Here is an 18094-nt window from a genome sequence, read left to right as displayed (position 1 = left end):
TGATACACCGCCCCGGATTATTTCTCTTCAACCTGCTGAACATTGATGCGACGCGCTTCATCAAGCATCGAGGCTTTAGCACGAATCCGTGCTTCCAGCTGATCGATCATATCGTCGTTGTCCAGCCTGTCTTTACGCACGCCATCTTCATAGAGGCCGCTTTTTTTATTGCCGCCGGTCACGCCAAGCGTTGAAACCAGCGCTTCGCCCGGACCGTTCACCACGCAACCGATAATCGAAATATCCATCGGCGTAATAATGTCTTCCAGACGTTGCTCCAGCGCGTTAACGGTGCCGATAACGTCGAACTCCTGACGCGAACAGGTCGGGCAAGCGATGAAGTTGATCCCGCGGGCGCGGATGCGCAGGGATTTCAGAATGTCGAAACCGACCTTGATCTCTTCAACCGGATCCGCCGCCAGGGAAACGCGCAGGGTATCGCCGATCCCTTCAGACAGCAGCAGCCCCAGGCCGATCGCCGACTTCACCGCGCCGCTGCGGGCGCCGCCGGCTTCAGTGATCCCAAGGTGCAGCGGCTGATCGATCTGCTTCGCCAGCAGACGATAAGATTCCACCGCCAGGAAGACATCGGAAGCCTTCACGCTGACCTTAAAGCGATCGAAGTTGAGACGATCGAGATGATCGACATGACGCATGGCTGATTCCAGCAGCGCCTGCGGCGTTGGTTCGCCGTACTTTTCCTGCAGATCTTTTTCCAGAGAACCGGCGTTGACGCCGATACGGATAGGAATATTTTTATCGCGGGCGCAATCAACCACCATGCGGATACGTTCTTCGTTTCCGATGTTGCCCGGGTTGATACGCAGGCAGTCCACACCGTACTCCGCCACTTTCAGGGCAATACGGTAGTCAAAGTGGATATCGGCGACCAGCGGGACGTTGACCTGCTGCTTGATGAGCCTGAACGCTTCCGCTGCATCCATCGTCGGTACGGAGACGCGGACGATATCCGCGCCAACGCGCTCTAAGGCTTTGATTTGGTTTACCGTCGCAGCCACATCGGTGGTGCGAGTATTGGTCATCGACTGTACGGCGATGGGAGCACCATCGCCAATCGGCACATTCCCAACGTAAATACGTTTTGATTTTCTACGTTGAATCGGAGCCTGGTTATGCATGAAAAATCTCCCGCGTTACCCGTCTGTTACTGCGCCGGTGATGTTTCGGCATTAAGGGTCAGACGCGCAACCTGGTTAGTTCTGATAAAACGACTCAAATCGACGGGTTTACCCAGATACTGAATCTGTACCGCTGCCGGCGCGCCAATTTTCAGCTTATAAGGCGCCTGACCGCTCAGGTTCAGATTACCGCCCTTACGTTGCAAACCGCTGAACAGTTTTTTACCGGTTGCATCGCTCACTTCCAGCCAGCAGTCGGCAGAGAAGTTCAGGACCAAATCCTGGGCCGCAGCGGCGGTAGCGGCGGCATTAGCCGGGGCGGTTGGCAGTGGAGAGGTCGGCGCCGCGGCAGCCGGTGCGCTATCCACATTGGCCTGAGACGGCGCCACAACGGCGTTATTATCAACCGGCGCCTGGGTAGAGGCCGTCGGCGCAGGGGTGGTATCAACCGGCGCGCTGTTGGCAGTGCTGTCCGCTGCCGTGCTGCCGGCACCGGTATCCAGCGGAATACTCTGGCTGCTGTCGCCCGCATTCAGTTCAGCGGTTGACTGGTCGGCCATTGAGGTAATTTCTTCCTGCTGGGCCTTATGGTCTTGCCACCACCAGGCGCCGCTGAGGCCAATGACCACAAACAGCACCAGCCAGGTGAAGCTCATCAGCCAGCCGTCACGCTTTTTACGGCGTTTTCCCAGGGAGAAGCTCTGCATCGGCGCAACTTTCGCGGCACGAATCGGGGCCTGTTTTGCCATCATTGGCAGCAGTTCATCTTCCGGAATGTGCACAAGGCGCGCATAGGAGCGGATGTAGCCGCGCAGGAACGTAGAGGCCAGGTCGGCCGGCGCCTTGTCGTCTTCAATATCACGAACCGTGGAAACTTTCAGGCATAAGCGCTCCGCCACCGCTTGCTGGCTGAGTCCGAGTTGTTCACGGGCATGACGTAGACGCGTGCCCGTCGTATTTGCTTCTTGATGGTCTTGAGTGGCTTCAGTGTTCATTCGACAACTACTGGTACGTGAATTTAAAGTTCAGCGCCGGTTAACCCCGCGCCGCGAAACATCTGCTAAACGTCACACGAAGAGTATAAGTCCGTATGACCCACTATCACAGATACTTATCAATATTGAATGCTAAGCGGTTGTAGTGCCGCTACATACTGCCTCAAAGTCGACAAAAACGCACCGTAATTATTGCCCGAATCAGCGTATTTCGCCTGGCGATTAGGCATAAATCCGCAGCGCATGCTTCATGCCGTGCGCTGCGTCATTTATCAGACCGTCTTCACATCGATGGCTTCGCCCTGCATGCGTTTACGCAGCGTACGCTTGGTCCGGTCGATAACATCGCCGGCCAGCTGTCCACAGGCGGCGTCAATGTCATCGCCGCGCGTTTTACGCACGATAGTGGTAAAGCCATATTCCATCAGCACCTTGGAGAAACGGTCGATACGGCTGTTTGAACTACGGCCGTACGGCGCCCCCGGGAACGGGTTCCAGGGAATCAGGTTGATCTTGCACGGCGTATCTTTCAACAGCGCCGCCAGTTCATGGGCATGCTCGGTACCATCGTTGACGTGATCCAGCATGACGTACTCAATGGTGACGCGACCCTGGTTAGCGTTGGATTTCGAAATATAGCCGCGAACCGAGTTCAGGAAGGTCTCAATATTATATTTCTTGTTGATCGGCACGATCTCATCACGAATCGTATCGTTGGGGGCGTGCAGGGAGATCGCCAGCGCCACGTCGATCATATCGCCGAGCTTATCCAGCGCCGGGACCACGCCAGAAGTAGAAAGCGTCACGCGACGTTTCGACAGGCCAAAACCGAAATCGTCCAGCATGATTTCCATCGCCGGAACGACGTTAGTCAGGTTCAGCAGCGGCTCGCCCATCCCCATCATCACCACGTTGGTGATCGGGCGTTGGCCGGTAATTTTGGCCGCACCGACGATTTTCGCCGCGCGCCATACCTGGCCGATAATTTCTGAAACTCGCAGATTGCGGTTAAAACCCTGCTGCGCGGTCGAGCAGAATTTACACTCTAAAGCGCACCCAACCTGCGACGAAACGCACAGCGTCGCACGATCGTCTTCCGGAATATAGACCGTTTCCACGCGCTGATCGCCGACGGCAATCGCCCATTTAATGGTACCGTCGCTGGAGCGCTGCTCCTCAACGACTTCCGGCGCGCGAATCTCCGCGACTTCCTTCAGCTTGTTGCGCAGCACCTTGTTGATATCGGTCATATCATCAAAGTTGTCGCTGCAGTAGTGATACATCCATTTCATCACCTGATCGGCGCGGAAGGGTTTTTCACCCATGTTTTTGAAAAACTCGCGCATCTGCTGACGGTTCAGGTCCAGCAGGTTGATTTTGGCATCTTTGTTCGGCACCGTCAGAGCGGCGGTATCAGGTGTGACAATATGTTCAGACATAATCTATTCCGGCCTCGTTGTTACACGTTATGGCCCCAGGAGGGTTGAAAAAAGAAACGCCCCTATGAACGAGTGCTCGTCCAGGGGCGCTGCATTGTACAAATTCTGCTGCATCAATACCACGTTTGCACGCGGCAATGATGAAAAAATCTGTTGCTGCGTACTTCATCCTCTATGGCTTTTCGATTGGCGAAAAGACGAGGACCAGGATCGCCAAAGTATTTCAGCTCACGGCGAGACGGCACGTTCGCAAATCCCCGGGAACAGAGATAACTATGTGACCCGGGTGCGCGAATGAAGCCAACAAAGCAGTGGCCTGAAAGACGCAGGAGATTAGCGAGTGCGCGGGCAAACCTCGCCTTCGGCGAAGAAGAACGCAATTTCGCGAGCGGCAGATTCAACGGAGTCGGAACCGTGGGTGCCGTTCTCGGTGAAGCTGTCGGCGTAGTCTGCGCGCAGGGTGCCTGCCAGGGCGTTGTCCGGGTTGGTTGCGCCCAGCAGGTCACGGTGACGCTGAACGGCGTTTTCGCCTTCCAGAACGGAGACCACGATCGGGCCGGAAGTCATGAACTCAACCAGACCGTCAAAGAACGGGCGACCTTCGTGCTCAGCGTAGAAACCGCGAGCCTGTTCAACGGTCAGGTGCAGCATTTTGGTGCCGACGATTTTGAACCCTGCAGCTTCAAAGCGAGAAAAGATGCTGCCAATAACGTTTTTTGCCACCGCGTTTGGTTTGATGATGGAAAAAGTACGTTCAATAGCCATGATTACCTCTAATAAAATGTTCTGTTGTTGCGCATACGATCGTATGGCCTGGCGCGCATTATAATGAGCAACACCGGCGCTGCCTATGGATGAAGGTAACATTTTGTTAAAATAAGACGAGTTTTAGCAACACATAAAACAGGGGAATTGGGCATCTGCCGCTATTGCAGGGTAAAATTCGCCGTCGCCACCTGGCCACTCTCGTCCATGACGACCAGTTGATAACGGTCGGGTCGCTCCAGCGGCAGCGTGACGCTGGCGCCAGCGGCAGTCTGGGATTCGCCATTAAGAAACCACCAGCGCCGCCCTTCGCCACCGGTTGTCTGCAACGCCAGCATGACCCGCGCCGTTCCCGGTAAACGTTTAATCACCGCCCCCTCGCGCACGCCTGACAGCACCAGCGGCGCCACATCCGTCGCCTGCGGCGGCGGGCAGTCCGGTGAAACCGCGCCCAGGCGGGCTGCCCGCCGCTCCGCAGGGGGCAGCCAGGACTCCAGCGGCAGCGGCCAGACATCGACGACTTTCCGCACCGCGCCGGGGCAATCCGCCGCCACCCGCCGTCCCTGCTCATCTAACCAGATGGGGAAGCGAATACCGCGCCCCTCTTCCTGGCCCGGCAACAGCAGCGTCGGCGGCTGGCTGTCTTCCAGCAGCCATGTCGCCAGTCGACGTCGACAGTTGCTATCGCCTGATGCCAGGCTCTGCCCGCCGGGCCAGCAGATCGTTGCCGCGCTGACCGTCTGCGGACGCGGATCGGTGGGCAGACCGCCGCGTCCCATGGCCGGTCGCGCCAGCAGCATATTATTGACCTGGTTCAGCAGAGGCACCGCGCTGGCAAAACCAAACTGCCCCACCACCGGGGTGCCGTCCGGCCGTCCGGTCCAGATACCGATCAGGTAGCGGGCATTGACGCCAATGGCCCAGGCATCGCGGTAGCCGTAGCTGGTCCCGGTTTTCCACGCCAGCGGAACCACCTGCACCAACGAAGCGTCCGGCACCGGCTGGGCCTCGCCAGCCAAAATTCGCCGGACTATCCAGGCCGCCCCCGGCGACAACAGCGGTCTTTCCACCAGCGGGTCATCCGGCGTCATCCGCAATCGCGCGACCTTGCCATGGCGGGCGAAGGCGCTATATCCGGCCACAATATCTTCCAGTTTTGCTCCCGTCCCGCCGAGGATCAGCGACAGGTTGGGTTCCGCGCCGGCCGGTAATATCAGCGGCAAACCGGCATTGCGTAAGTTGGCGGCGAAGCGCTTCGGCCCATAGGCTTCAAGCACCTGAACCGCCGGAAGATTCAGCGAGCGCACCAGCGCTTCGCTGGCGCTGACCGGCCCATGGAAACCGCTATCAAAATTTCCGGGCCGGTAATCACTAAAGCGGCGCGGCACATCCTGTAATAAAGATGCCGGATGAATAAGCCCGTCATCCAACGCCATACCGTAGACAAACGGTTTTAAGACTGAACCCGGCGAACGAATCGCCGAGACCATATCGATATGCCCGAAGCGACTATCGTCGGAAATATCTGCCGACCCGACCCAGCCCCGCACTTTCATACTGGTATGGTCGACCACCACCATCGCCAGCGAGCTACGCGGCGGCAGGCGCGATTTCCAGTTGAGCGCCAGATCTTCCAGCTGACGCTGGAGCCCGGCATCCAGCGTCGTCACCACTTTCTCCCGGCGGCCGCTCGCCAGTGCCCGCCGGGAAAAAAGCGGCGCCAGCTGCGGCATCTGTCGTGGAAACAGCCATACCGGTTCTTCAATCGCCTCCTGTACCGCCTTATCGGGCCAGACCCCCTGACTGCGCATCCGCGTCAGTACTTTATCCCGCGCGGCCTGAGCCCGCTGCGGCCAGCGGTCCGGACGTAGGCGGCTCGGCGCCTGCGGCAGCACGGCCAGCAGGGCCGCTTCACCATAGCTGAGCTGCGCGGGGGGTTTACCGAGATAGGCCCAGCTGGCAGCGCCAATTCCCTGCAGCGTCCCGCCAAAGGGGGCGCGGTTAAGATACAGCGTCAGGATCTCGCTTTTTGATAAATGCCACTCCAGCTGCAGCGCGCGCCAGAGCTGGCGCAGCTTGCCGCCGAAGGTTCGGGGATGGGGATCGAGCAGCCTCGCGACCTGCATAGTCAACGTGCTGCCACCGGAGACGACTCGCCCGGCGGTCAGGTCTTGCCAGGCCGCGCGAATAACCGCAAACGGGTTCACCCCCGGATGCCGCCAGAACCAGCGATCTTCATACTGGATCAGCGCCTGCAGATAGCGCGGCGACACATCATCGAGAGCGACCGGATAGCGCCAGACTCCCTGCTTATCCGCAAAGCGCCACAGCGGCGTGCCATCTTCCGCTACCACCACCCGAGCCGGCGCCACCTCATGCAGCGGCAACGGCCACAGACGATCGGCCGCCAGCACCGCCAGCCATAGCATAATGATCAACGCCGCCAGCCAGCGCCAGCGGCGTTTTATCTGTCGCAGCCGCCGCATTTACGGGGTAACAGTCAGCGGGCCGCTGGCCGCGCCGGTCGCCCGCCACTGCGGAATATACATCGACTCTACCTGCGGCTGCGGAACCTGATATGTTCCCGGCGTGACCGCGCGCGCCAGATACACCAGCGTCACCGGCTGCCCTTCGTTAATTGCCACGGCGGCGACAAAGCGATCGTCACGAAACTCGATGTGCTGAATATCCGCCTGCTGCATCTGGTTAAGCAGGTTCTGCACCGCGTCGCCGTTCTCCTGCAGGCTGGCGCTGCTGTTCGCCAGGTTCTGGTTTTCCAGCTCCAGTCCCGCCGGCAGCAGGTCCACCACCAGCGCATCCGGAACATTGCGTTTGGCGGTTACCTCCAGCTTCACCAGCACCAGCTCGCCGCTACGCAGCGAGGTCAGCGACTTCTGCTGACCGCGGGTATCAAAGATTTGACGCTCAATGCCCAGTACGTTCCCCGTGGCCTGCGGCGCAGCGAGCGGGTATCCGCTGCTATCAAGGCGCAACCAGAGCGGACGATCGCCGGTGTTGCTGACCTGCAGGGTCGCCAGCTGTTCAGCGCTCAGGTTGCGGGTCTGCGCTTTATCCGCCGCCAGCGGCTGCGCCTGCAATGAGGTTTGCGCCTGCCAGCTGCCGGGTAAGCCCTGTAATGTCCGGCCGGCCAGGAACAGCGCATTGGTCTCCTGGGTTGAAAGCCAGCGCTGACCGTAGGCCTCTTCCGCAAGGGTGCTCAGTAAGGTGTTCTGCGCATCCGGCAGCAGTTGATTCTCCTCCAGCAGGGCCAGCTTCAGCGCATCATCGCGCAGGGCGCTGCCATAATCGCCCAGCCAGCGGTCCGTATCCTGACGCGGCGTACTCATCGCCAGCGTCAACGCCTGCTCAGCGCGCGGCGCATCGCCCATCGCTTTAAGGGCGATCCCCAGCTGCAGCAGAGGCAGGCCAGAACGCGCCTGCTCATGACGACTCCAGATTTCGCGGAGGGCACCAAGGGGGGCTTTTTGCTGACGGGCCAGCACCAGGGCGGCATAGGCCTGAGCGGCGAAACGGCTGGCCGCCGCGTCATCGCTGTAGCGAACGGTTATCAGTCCCGGCTCCTGCAGATAGCGCAGCAGACGCTGGTTACCGTTATTCATCGCCTGAGTCGGTACGCTATAGCCCTGCTCGCCTGCTCTCACAAGGAAATCCATGGCATAGGCGGTCAGCCAGTACTCTTCCGGCCCCTCTTTGTCCCACAGCGCAAATCCGCCATCGTCACGCTGCATATGCAGCAGTCGGGAAATACCGATCTCTACCGCCGCACGGCGCTTTTCATCACTGTCGCCGGCGATGCCCAATGCTTTGAGCTGCGCGGCGTTGGTGTAAAGCGACGGGAACAGACCGCTGGCGGTCTGTTCCAGGCAGCCATAGGGATAGGCTTTCAGGTCGCGAATATAGCGGGCGAGATTCAACGGCGGCTTACCGCTGAACACCAGCTGTCCCTGCAGCGTCGCCGGTGAGAACCCCTGGGTTTGCCCGACTGGCGCCTGCCAGCGTTCCCCCGGTTGCAGCACCACGCCACTATTCACGGTTTGCGCCGGGAAGGCCGGACGTACGCCAATTTTCCACTGTTTCTGCATCGGAGGGAAGGTCTCACCCGGCAGAGCCACGCCGGTAATCGTGGCATTCACCTGACCATCGCCAAAACCATCGCGGGCGCTCACCGGGACAAACAGCGTACTGCGCGCGCCGGGCGCCAGCTGTAGCGGAGGAATGGCCGCGCCATCGAGCTGCAGCAAACCGCTGGCGCTCAGCGCGACGTTCAGCGTTTGCGGCCTGTCGGTGAGGTTACGCAGATCCAGCGCCAGCCGGGTTGCGTCGCCATTGGCGAGGAAGCGCGGCGTATTCAGCTCGGCAATCAGCGGCGCGGCCACCACCACTTTCTCGTCGCTGCTGCCAAAATCATCGGCGGTCCACGCCTGCGCCATCACCCGCAGCTCGCCGTTGAAATCGCCAATCGGCAGCGTCACCGCGCCTTCGCCACGCTCGTCCAGGATCACCGGCTGCGCCTGCTGGGCAATAATCGTGACGTGGTTAACCGGCGGTTTACCGCCGCGTTTGAGTTCATCGCCGTCACCGCCGAAGCGCAGGCTGGCGAGACGCCCCTGCCCTTCAATCACCTGACCGTAGATATCATAAATATCCGCGCCGTAACGCTTCTGACCAAAGAAAGCCTTCCACGGATCCGGAGTGGCGTAATCGGTGATATTCAGCACGCCGCTGTCCACGGCGGAGAGCAGCACATTGACCTGTTTTGGCACCTCCCCCTGCGCCACGCTGGCTTTGATTTTCACCGTCAGCGGCTGATTCGGGCGTATTTTTTCTGGTGCATCCAGCGCAAGCGTCAGGCGGCGGTTTTCATCGCCCAGCGGCAGGTGCAGCAGACCCACCGCCCGTTTTGGCGTCGCCGAGCGGGATTTATCCCCGGGGCGAATCACCAGGGTGCTGAGGTAGAGATCGTGACGGTTCCAGGTTTTATCGACCGGAATCGACAGCGCCATACCCTCCGCCGGGACGTCAATTTCCTGCCACCACAGCGGCCCTTCGCTGGATTCAACCATCGCATAACCTTTTCCCGCCGCAGGCGCGGCGATATGCAGTTTGATAGTGTCCCCCGGTTTATAGGCCGCTTTGTCCAGCTTCATGGTGACCCGATCCGGACGCGCGGCTCCTGTGCCATCGCTGTTATCCTGCCAGCTGTAGCCCGCCCAGAAGCGCACGCTGCTGATCACGTCATCAGGCCCCTTCACTTCCAGGCGGTAGGATCCCCACTCCACCGGGAAACTCACTTTCGCCGTTTGCCCGGCCTGCAGATCCAGAGACTGTTCGCCTTCCTGCAGATCTTTTTGATCGAACTGCGACTGCCAGCCTTCGCCGTCAGACCAGTTCCAGTAGTAGTCGCGGCGCTCGCGAATCAGCCGTACCTGTAGCCCGGAGACCGCTTTTTTCTCGCCTTTGGCATCGGCGTAGACAATCTCAAACGCCGCGGTGCTGTTTTCTTCTACCACCGGCTGTTTCACCGTACTGTCGGTGCGATAGTCGTAGACCTCTTTGAGGGCAAATTCAGGGCGGATCCCCGGCAGCGTACCGGCCGGCCAGATCGGCTGCTGTACGGTACGGGTAACCGGTCGGCCGCCCGACTCCAGCAGGCTGGCCTGTAAAACCACCTGCAGCGGCGAATGGCTATCCTGCCACTGGCTGGCGGTAGTCACGTCGGCATGGCCTTTTTCATCCAGCGTCGTCTGGACTTCATCCAGGCTGCGGGAGAGGTTTTCTTCGGCAATATCACCAAACTGGAAGCCCGGCAGCGCCGCAACCGCATCGCGCAGCGGACGCAGGAACAGTTTTCCCTGGAGCTGATTGCCGCTGGCCGGGGCGCCATACAGATAGGCGCCGGCAACGTTAAAGCGCACATCGGCATCCATGGCCAGCGGGGTATTTTGCGGCGTCAGATTCAGCGCCATACGCTCAGGCATAAAATCTTCGACGTGGAAATCCCACTCGCGCGGCTGATTGTCGCCGGTGCTGGCGCGGATATGCCACATACCGGTCGCCGCCCCGCTATCAAGCGGCCAGGTAAACTGATACAGACCATTGACCGGTTTGCTGACCAGCGAGCGGATCACCTGACCGTCCGGCTGAACCACGTCGAACTTCACCGGCTGCTCGGCCAGCGGTTTGCCGTCGCCGTCACGGAGCAGCGCGTTGAGGATGACCGTCTCTCCCGGGCGATAAAGATCGCGCGGACCAAACATAAAGAACTGCTTGCTGAATCCCGGGGCGCCGGCAATCGAGAACTCGGCCAGATCCAGTGCGGGAAGTTTGAGATCCAGCAGGGTGGTCTGCCCGTCTTTTCGCGCCAGCAACAGCGCCGCTTCTTTATCATCGGTTTGCAGGGTCACGTGCCCCTGGGCGTCGCTTTTCGCCTGGGCGAGAGTTTGCCCTTTCGCATTCAGCAGCTGCACATCGATACCCGATTGCGCCGCACCGTCTTCGAGACTCTGGGTAAAGACATCCAGCCGGTTACGATAACGGTGCGCCGATACGCCGATATCGCTCAACGTAAACAGCGTCGCAGCGTTGCTATAGCTGTAGCGTCCCGCCGGATTCATCACCGCTACGTAAACGCCCGGCTGCTGCAACGGCTTAATATCCGCCAGCGGCAGCAGCAGTTTCTCCCGCGTGTTGCGCGCCGGATTGAGATCGAAACGCCCGGTATAGACCAGATCGGCCATTTTCAACAGCTCGTCAGACTCCCAGTTACTCAATGAGTTACGATATTCCCACTGGCTGACAAAAGCGGACAGCGACTCCGGCTTGATACGGAAAAAGTTGACGTCGACGTTATCGACGTTCAGCGCCATAACCGGCAGCCCGGCAACCACTTTGCCCGGCAGCAGCGAGCCGCGGCTGGCAAAACCGACGCTCGGAGCAATATCGCGGGTGGTAATGGTTTTTTCAAAATGGTTATCAAAGGTCGCCGCGTTCAGCGCACTCAGCGTCGGGTCAACGGAGACAATCAGTTCGCGTTTCGGCTCAAGATGACGTAGCCGCAGCGCTTTCAGGTCAGGAGAGAGTTCCCAGGCACCATCCACCTTGCCGCTTTTTTTATCGACAAGATGTACGCTGCGTGAGAAATCCTGATCGGGATTAAGCGGCACAGAGAAGGTGAGCACCATCGCCGCCGCGCCGTCCAGCTGGATTTCCGAGGCGTCGAGCAGCGTCAGCGCTTTACCTTTGCTTTTTTCCGCCAGCGCCGCCAGCTGCGCGCTATCCGGTTTTGCAGTGCCCGTTTGCCCAGCGGAAGAGCCGGCTGGCGCGACGGCCTGCGGTTTACCGCTGTCATCGCATCCGCTGAGAGAGAGTGCCGTCAACAGTGCCAGCGACAGCGCCGCTAAACGAAATGGTTTCATCCTTTAACCCCTTGGCCTGAACAGCCAGATGCCTGTAGTGAACACATTATTATGCGCTAACGGCGGAATTACCAATTGCTTATGCTATCGGCATCGCACAGGCGGTCTGATGTTCCGATAATACGCTTTCGGCAATATGCTTTATCTGGTACCCGATGAGAATAATAACGACAGTGTATTTGAGTCCGCGGAGGGCGAAAAATTGCCGCCCCGCACGACAAATATAAAATATGTGACCACGCGCATTTAAAAAAGCAGAAACGGACAATGTGGCAATTTAATTACCGCCTGAGAGTATAATTTCCCTCCTTGATTAATTCCGAAATTAAATGCACTACCGCTTTATAAATTGACAATACGCCAGTTTTCTCTTATCTGAACGCTATACCGCCATATTTCATGCCCTCTGATACTGCTGGCAGTCGTCAATTTTCATCTCCAGACGGAGAAATGACCTCATTGCCGAAGCCCGTTCAACCGCATGATTACCGGTATCTTTCAATATGCCCACGTTGGCTAAAAAAACGGATAGTCGTTCTGACCGCCCGCTCTGCTGATTCAATAACGGCACAACCGTCATTCGTTCCGTATTGATATATTAAATAAGTAATATGGGAATTATTTATGTCACAAATGAACGCGCTGTTAATTATTATTTTCATTCTTTATACAGGCGATGTTATCTCTACCCGCACCAAAGCCTGGATCCCTTCCGTCTTTGTCTGTGCGGTCCTGTTTCTGGGCGGATACTGGACGTTTTTTCCGCCTGATATTATTAGCCGGGCGGGGATCACGGCGCCCGTTGCCATCATGCTGATGTATCTGCTGATTACCAATATGGGTACCCTGCTGTCACTGCAGGAGCTCATGCGCCAGTGGAAAACGGTAATCATCGCGCTTGCCGGTATTGCCGGGATAACGGTAGCCGTCTTCGCGGTGAGCCTGTTGCTATTTGACCGCAACACCGCGCTGGTGACCATCCCGCCGCTGGTCGGTGGGATCGTGTCATCATTAATTATGTCGCAAGGTGCAAGCAACGCCGGGCTGGTCGATCTGTCCGTACTGGCGATTCTGATTTACGTGATGCAGGGATTCGCCGGCTATCCCCTCACCGCCATCATGCTGCAACGCGAAGGAAAATCGTGGCTCAGGCGCTACCGCAGTAACAAACAGCATCATGAAAACGCTGAAGAACAGCCCCTCCTCCCCTGCGGCGAAGAAATAATGCCGCGTTTGTTTAGCCGCCTCCCCGCAAGCTACAACAGTAGCTATTTTAAATTTCTGCGCCTGGCGATGGTCGGCTGTCTGGCCTGGTTTATCTCCGACCTGGCAAAACCCATCGTTAGCATCAGTCCGTTCGTGCTGTGTCTGTTTTTTGGCGTGGTCTTTACTTCCGTAGGGTTTCTCGAAAAACACACGCTACAAAAAGCGAACGGGTTCGGCTTTGCCGTCATGGCATTGATGCTGTTTATCTTTGATACCCTGAACAAAGCGACGCCGGAGATGCTGCTACGCCTGCTTTATCCGATGGCGGTGCTCATCGCCACGGCGGTTATCGGCATGTTTATGGTTTCCTGGCTCGTGGGGAAAGCGCTCGGCGTCAGCGGCGCCATGTCATTCGCCATCTCCCTGACCGCGCTGTACGGCTTCCCGGCGGATTACATCATCACCAACGAAGCCATTAACGCCCTTACCCAGGATGAAAAAGAACGCCAGATGCTGACTCAGCACATGCTGGGGCCAATGCTGGTTGGCGGGTTTATCTCCGTGACGATTGTTTCCGTCATTCTGGCCGGAATACTGGTGGGTTATCTGGCGCCGGTGATCGACTGAACCGTTTCATTTTCTACGAACCTATGGAGTCCGTTTTATGATTAACCCCGTTATTACCGCCATCATCGCCAGAGAAGAGCAGGCAACAATCGACTTTCGCCGCGATCTACACGCCCACCCGGAGCTGCCGTGGGAGGAGCGACGAACGACGGATCGCGTCGTGGCGGAACTGGAGAATATCGGCATCGCCTGTCGCCGTACCGTTCCGACCGGCGTCATTGCAGACATTACTGGCAGTAAACCGGGCAAAACGGTGGCACTGCGCGCCGATATGGATGCGCTGCCGGTGCATGAGCTCAACGATCGGCTCAGCTATAAATCGCTCACCGCCGGGAAAATGCACGCCTGCGGGCATGATTCCCATACCGCAATGCTGCTTACCGCCGCCCGCGCGCTGTATGAGGTTCGCGAGCAGATGGCCGGTAACGTACGGTTAATTTTTCAGCCCGCCGAGGAGATTGCCGAAGGCGCCAAAGCGATGATCGCCCAGGGGGCCCTGGATAATGTCGACAACATTTTTGGCATGCACATCTGGTCCGGCTCGCCTTCCGGCAAAATATCCTGCAACGTGGGGTCGTCATTTGCCTCCGCAGATTTACTCAAAGTCACCTTTCGCGGCCGCGGCGGTCACGGTTCCATGCCAGAGGCCTGCATCGATGCGGCGGTTGTCGCCTCCGCCTTCGTGATGAATTTACAGGCTATCGTGGCGCGTGAAACTTCGCCGCTGGACTCCGCAGTGGTCTCTATCGGTCGCATGGATGTCGGCACCCGGTTCAACGTGATTGCCGAAAATGCGCTCCTGGACGGTACAGTACGTTGCTTCAGCATCGAAACCCGTCGGCGCCTGGAGGCCGCAATCACGCGCTATGCGCAGCATACTGCGGCGATGTATGGCGCCAGCGTTGACGTCGACTACTGCTACGGCACGTTACCGGTGATTAACGAAGAACGCAGCGCATTGCTGGCGCAGTCCACGATCCGCGAAGCCTTCGGTGACGACGTGCTATTCAGCGAAAAACCCACGACCGGCGGGGAGGATTTCAGCTTCTATCTGCAAGATATTCCCGGTTGTTTTGCCCTGCTCGGCTCCGGTAATAAAGCGAAAGGGAGCGACTACGCCCACCATCACGGATGCTTCAATATCGATGAGCAAGTGATGAAAACCGGCGCCGGGCTGTACGCTCAGTACGCCTGGCGCTATCTGCATCAAGACCGCTTCTGATCGCTTCTCCCCGGTGTACGCCGGGGACATATCACATTACGATATGTATTACGTGAAAATGCCTTGTCGGTAAGGGCAAAAACATCAACAATCTACCTATTGTTGATGACACGGAGACAGCCATGTCCACTTCGTTTTTTGTCGCCGCTGACTGGTTAGCGGAACATATTGATGACCCGGAAATTCAGATTATCGATGCGCGAATGGCGCCGCCTGGGCAGGAAGATCGCGATTTGCACGCCGAATATCGCGCGGGTCATATTCCCAACGCCGTATTTTTCGATATTGAAGCGCTTTCCGATCGCACCAGCCCGCTGCCGCATATGATGCCGCGAGCGGAAGCCTTCGCCGTTGCGATGCGCGAGCTGGGGGTCAGCAGCGATAAACATCTGGTGGTTTACGATGAAGGCAATCTCTTCTCAGCCCCGCGCGCCTGGTGGATGCTGCGCACATTTGGCGTCGAAAACGTCTCGATTCTCGCCGGCGGCCTGGCCGGCTGGCAGCGCGATGAGTTGCCTCTTGAGCAGGGAGTTCCCGATATTCCGGAAGGCGAATTTGACGGACGCTTCGATCCGGAAGTGATCAAACGGCTGACCGATGTACTGCTGGTTAGCCATGAGGGATCGGCGCAGATCGTCGATGCGCGTCCGGCCGGGCGTTTTAATGGCCTGGTGGATGAGCCTCGTCCAGGACTGCGTCGCGGTCATATTCCCGGCGCGCTCAACGTACCGTGGAGCGATCTGGTGATTAACGGCGAACTGAAAACTGTGGATGAGCTGAATGAGATTTTCATTCGCCAGGGCGTGGATTTCGAGCGGCCGATTATTGCCAGCTGCGGCTCCGGCGTCACGGCGGCGGTTGTGGTGCTGGCGCTGACGACGCTGGGCGTCAACGGCGTCTGTCTCTATGACGGCTCGTGGAGCGAATGGGGCGCACGTAGCGACCTGCCGATCGAACCGGCGCAATAAGAGAACAACAGCGGGGGCCGAAGCCCCCGCTGCTTTAGATAATGCGGTTCTGTTTGAAATCGCGCAGGAAACTGCCCCAGCGCTTTTCATAAAATGGCGTGATATGGGCAATCATAAAATGGCTGATCCCCTTTTCACCTTCAACCACCTGACAGATATCAACCGGCTCATCGCCAGGTAACGTATCGGTCGCCACGCTGCCTGCCGCCTGGATCACCTCTTCGATATCGCCTTCGGCTTCAATCCCGATCAGCAGGTTTGCCGGCGCATCAGCGCTATCTTTAATTGAGCAAAGAAATGCCCGTCTGACGGTCTTCATCGTTTTAAACAGCGTCGTCAGCGAATCAATCATCTGCGCCGGTGGCTCGGCGACTTCAGACAACAGCAAAGACTCGCCGCCTTCAAGCACGGTTTGGGTGCTGAGCGGGCTGCCCTCTTCCCCCAGCAGATGGCGGATCTCATTGGGCATAAACTCTTTACCGGTTGCCAACTTCGCATTGAGGAACAGCGTTTCGCCGAGCGTCATCGCAAACAGCGTCCGTGCCGGCATCACCACAAACGATTGTTCATCTTCCACCGCCTGCTGCAGCGCTTCCAGAGAAGAGAAAAACGGAATCACCGAAGCGCCATCATCTTTCTCCCAGTGCTGCAGATCGACGGCACTCTCTTCGACAATCGGCTCACCTTCCGCTGCCGCCCCCGGAACCCACACGGTGGATTCCAGCAGCGTACGGAAAAATGCCGGGCGGTGACCTGGCTCGGTCGCCGCCTTTTCCAGCAGAGTTTCTAATTCATTTTTAGTTTCGGACATATTTTCATTACTTTAAATTGCCCGGCGGCGCTGCGCTTGCACGGGCCTACGAATTTCCCCGGCCGGATAAGCGCAGCGCCACCGGCAAGAGCATTACTCTGCGGTTAACAGATGAGCAATCGCGCGCACGCCGAGGCCGGTGGCGCCGGCAGACCACTGCTCAACCGCCGCTTTGCGATAGGTCGCCGAGCAGTCGATGTGCAGCCAGCCCTGGTGATAATTTTCAACGAAATGCGACAGGAAACCGGCTGCAGTGCTGGCGCCAGCCGGATAGGCCGCGCTGCCGGTGTTGTTCAGCTCGGCGAAGTTAGACGGCAGCTGGCCGCGGTGGAACTCGGCCAGCGGCAGGCGCCAGAAGGCTTCGTTTTCCGCCTGCGCACTCGCCAACAGACGGTTAGCCAGCGAGTCATCAAAGCTGAACAGCGCGTGATAGTCATTACCGAGCGCGGTTTTCGCCGCCCCGGTCAGGGTCGCGGCATCGATGATCAGCTCAGGTTTCTGCGTCGAGGCATCAATCAGACCATCCGCCAGCACCAGACGACCTTCAGCGTCGGTGTTCATGATTTCCACAGTCTTGCCATTGCGATAGCGAATGATGTCGCCGAGTTTAAAGGCATTACCGCTGATCAGGTTGTCCGCACAGCACAGATACAGCTTCACGCGTTTGTTCAGGCCGCGGGTAATCGCGAACGCCAGCGCGCCGGTAACCGTTGCCGCGCCGCCCATATCGGACTTCATCGAATCCATAAACGCGCTTTGTTTGATGCTGTAGCCGCCGGAATCGAAGGTGATACCTTTCCCGACCAGGCAAGCGTACACCGGGGCCTCTTTATTGCCGGTTGGGTTGTAATCCAGCGCCAGCAGTACCGGCGGACGCTCGGAGCCGCGGCCAACGGTATGCAGGCCAAGATAGCCTTGCTCACGCAGGTCTTCACCTTTCGTGATGCGGTATGTCACGTTGTCGCAGGCGACGCTGCACAGCAGATCGACCGCGCGCTGAGCCAGCTGTTCCGGGCCAAGCTCTTCCGCCGGCGCGTTAATGGTATCCCGCACCCAGTCAATAATCGTCAGCCGATTGTCCAGCTCGCTTTTCTGCGCGTCGTCCAGCGCCGGCCATTCCACCTTGCGGCTGCCTTTCGGCCCTTTGTAACCGGCCCAGAATGCCCACGCGCGGTCGGTATCCCAGCCTTCGCCGCTCAGCGCGACATGTTTGATCCCCATCCCGTCGACTTTACGCGCCGCGCGCTGAATCAAACCGAGGTCGTCTTTACCGTTCAGATGCAGGGTGATGCCGTCATTATTAATGCTGTAAGCCGCTTTTTCTCCCCAGCGCGCGTCGGCGGGTTGGGTCGTCAGCGTAATCTTCATGGCTTCGGTCATTTTATCTTTATCCTTATTTGGCAAAGGAGCCGCATTTGGCAAAAGGGCCGCCAAAAGGCAGCCCATATTATTTTTCCGATGTTTCACGCTGCAGGAGAAGGCGGTC

11 protein-coding genes are annotated in these 18094 nt (G+C 58.3%); 3 read left to right on the top strand and 8 right to left on the bottom strand.

Annotated features, from left to right (window positions below; genetic code table 11):
• Positions 1 to 17: 17 nt before the first annotated feature.
• The 6 genes from ispG to OQV00_RS06465 all read right to left on the bottom strand — a co-directional run bounded on the left by ispG (position 18) and on the right by OQV00_RS06465 (position 11774).
• Complete coding sequence (gene ispG, locus OQV00_RS06490) at positions 18 to 1139, bottom strand: flavodoxin-dependent (E)-4-hydroxy-3-methylbut-2-enyl-diphosphate synthase (protein WP_004866336.1); 1122 nt, start codon at positions 1137 to 1139, stop codon at positions 18 to 20.
• 26 nt (positions 1140 to 1165) lie between these two features.
• Positions 1166 to 2134: a cytoskeleton protein RodZ gene (gene rodZ / locus OQV00_RS06485; RefSeq protein WP_004866341.1), complete on the bottom strand. Its 969-nt coding sequence runs from the start codon at positions 2132 to 2134 to the stop codon at positions 1166 to 1168.
• Positions 2135 to 2406: 272 nt separating this feature from the next.
• Positions 2407 to 3573, bottom strand: coding sequence for a dual-specificity RNA methyltransferase RlmN (gene rlmN, locus OQV00_RS06480; RefSeq protein ID WP_004866345.1), 1167 nt, complete (start codon positions 3571 to 3573; stop codon positions 2407 to 2409).
• Between the two features lie 333 nt (positions 3574 to 3906).
• Positions 3907 to 4338 carry a nucleoside-diphosphate kinase gene (gene ndk, locus OQV00_RS06475; protein ID WP_004866348.1) on the bottom strand — a complete coding sequence of 144 codons (432 nt, stop codon included), beginning with the start codon at positions 4336 to 4338 and terminating at the stop codon, positions 3907 to 3909.
• A 161-nt stretch (positions 4339 to 4499) separates the two neighbouring features.
• On the bottom strand, positions 4500 to 6824 hold the full coding sequence (gene pbpC / locus OQV00_RS06470; protein ID WP_004866351.1) for a peptidoglycan glycosyltransferase PbpC: 2325 nt from the start codon (positions 6822 to 6824) through the stop codon (positions 4500 to 4502).
• On the bottom strand, positions 6825 to 11774 hold the full coding sequence (locus tag OQV00_RS06465; protein ID WP_266280035.1) for an alpha-2-macroglobulin family protein: 4950 nt from the start codon (positions 11772 to 11774) through the stop codon (positions 6825 to 6827).
• A gap of 624 nt (positions 11775 to 12398) precedes the next feature.
• Here OQV00_RS06465 and OQV00_RS06460 point away from each other — a divergent pair.
• From OQV00_RS06460 to sseA, 3 genes are all read left to right on the top strand, one after another.
• Positions 12399 to 13607 (top strand): hypothetical protein, encoded by a 1209-nt coding sequence (locus OQV00_RS06460; RefSeq protein WP_015583708.1) that lies wholly within the window; start codon positions 12399 to 12401, stop codon positions 13605 to 13607.
• Between the two features lie 37 nt (positions 13608 to 13644).
• Positions 13645 to 14829 (top strand): amidohydrolase, encoded by a 1185-nt coding sequence (locus OQV00_RS06455; protein ID WP_004866358.1) that lies wholly within the window; start codon positions 13645 to 13647, stop codon positions 14827 to 14829.
• Between the two features lie 122 nt (positions 14830 to 14951).
• Positions 14952 to 15797 carry a 3-mercaptopyruvate sulfurtransferase gene (gene sseA, locus OQV00_RS06450; RefSeq protein WP_004866360.1) on the top strand — a complete coding sequence of 282 codons (846 nt, stop codon included), beginning with the start codon at positions 14952 to 14954 and terminating at the stop codon, positions 15795 to 15797.
• 34 nt (positions 15798 to 15831) lie between these two features.
• Here the strand turns inward: sseA and sseB are convergent, their stop codons facing one another.
• Together sseB and pepB are read right to left on the bottom strand one after the other, a co-directional pair.
• The gene (gene sseB, locus OQV00_RS06445) at positions 15832 to 16608 is read right to left on the bottom strand and encodes an enhanced serine sensitivity protein SseB (protein ID WP_032718057.1); all 777 of its coding nucleotides are present in this window, start codon (positions 16606 to 16608) and stop codon (positions 15832 to 15834) included.
• A gap of 93 nt (positions 16609 to 16701) precedes the next feature.
• The gene (gene pepB, locus OQV00_RS06440; RefSeq protein WP_266280033.1) at positions 16702 to 17988 is read right to left on the bottom strand and encodes an aminopeptidase PepB; all 1287 of its coding nucleotides are present in this window, start codon (positions 17986 to 17988) and stop codon (positions 16702 to 16704) included.
• Positions 17989 to 18094: the final 106 nt, after the last annotated feature.

Source organism: Klebsiella sp. DY2415 (assembly GCF_026314315.1).
Taxonomy (GTDB): domain Bacteria; phylum Pseudomonadota; class Gammaproteobacteria; order Enterobacterales; family Enterobacteriaceae; genus Klebsiella; species Klebsiella ornithinolytica.
The sequence above is the reverse complement of the archived record's forward strand: the minus strand, read 5'-3'. Positions and strand labels throughout refer to the sequence as shown.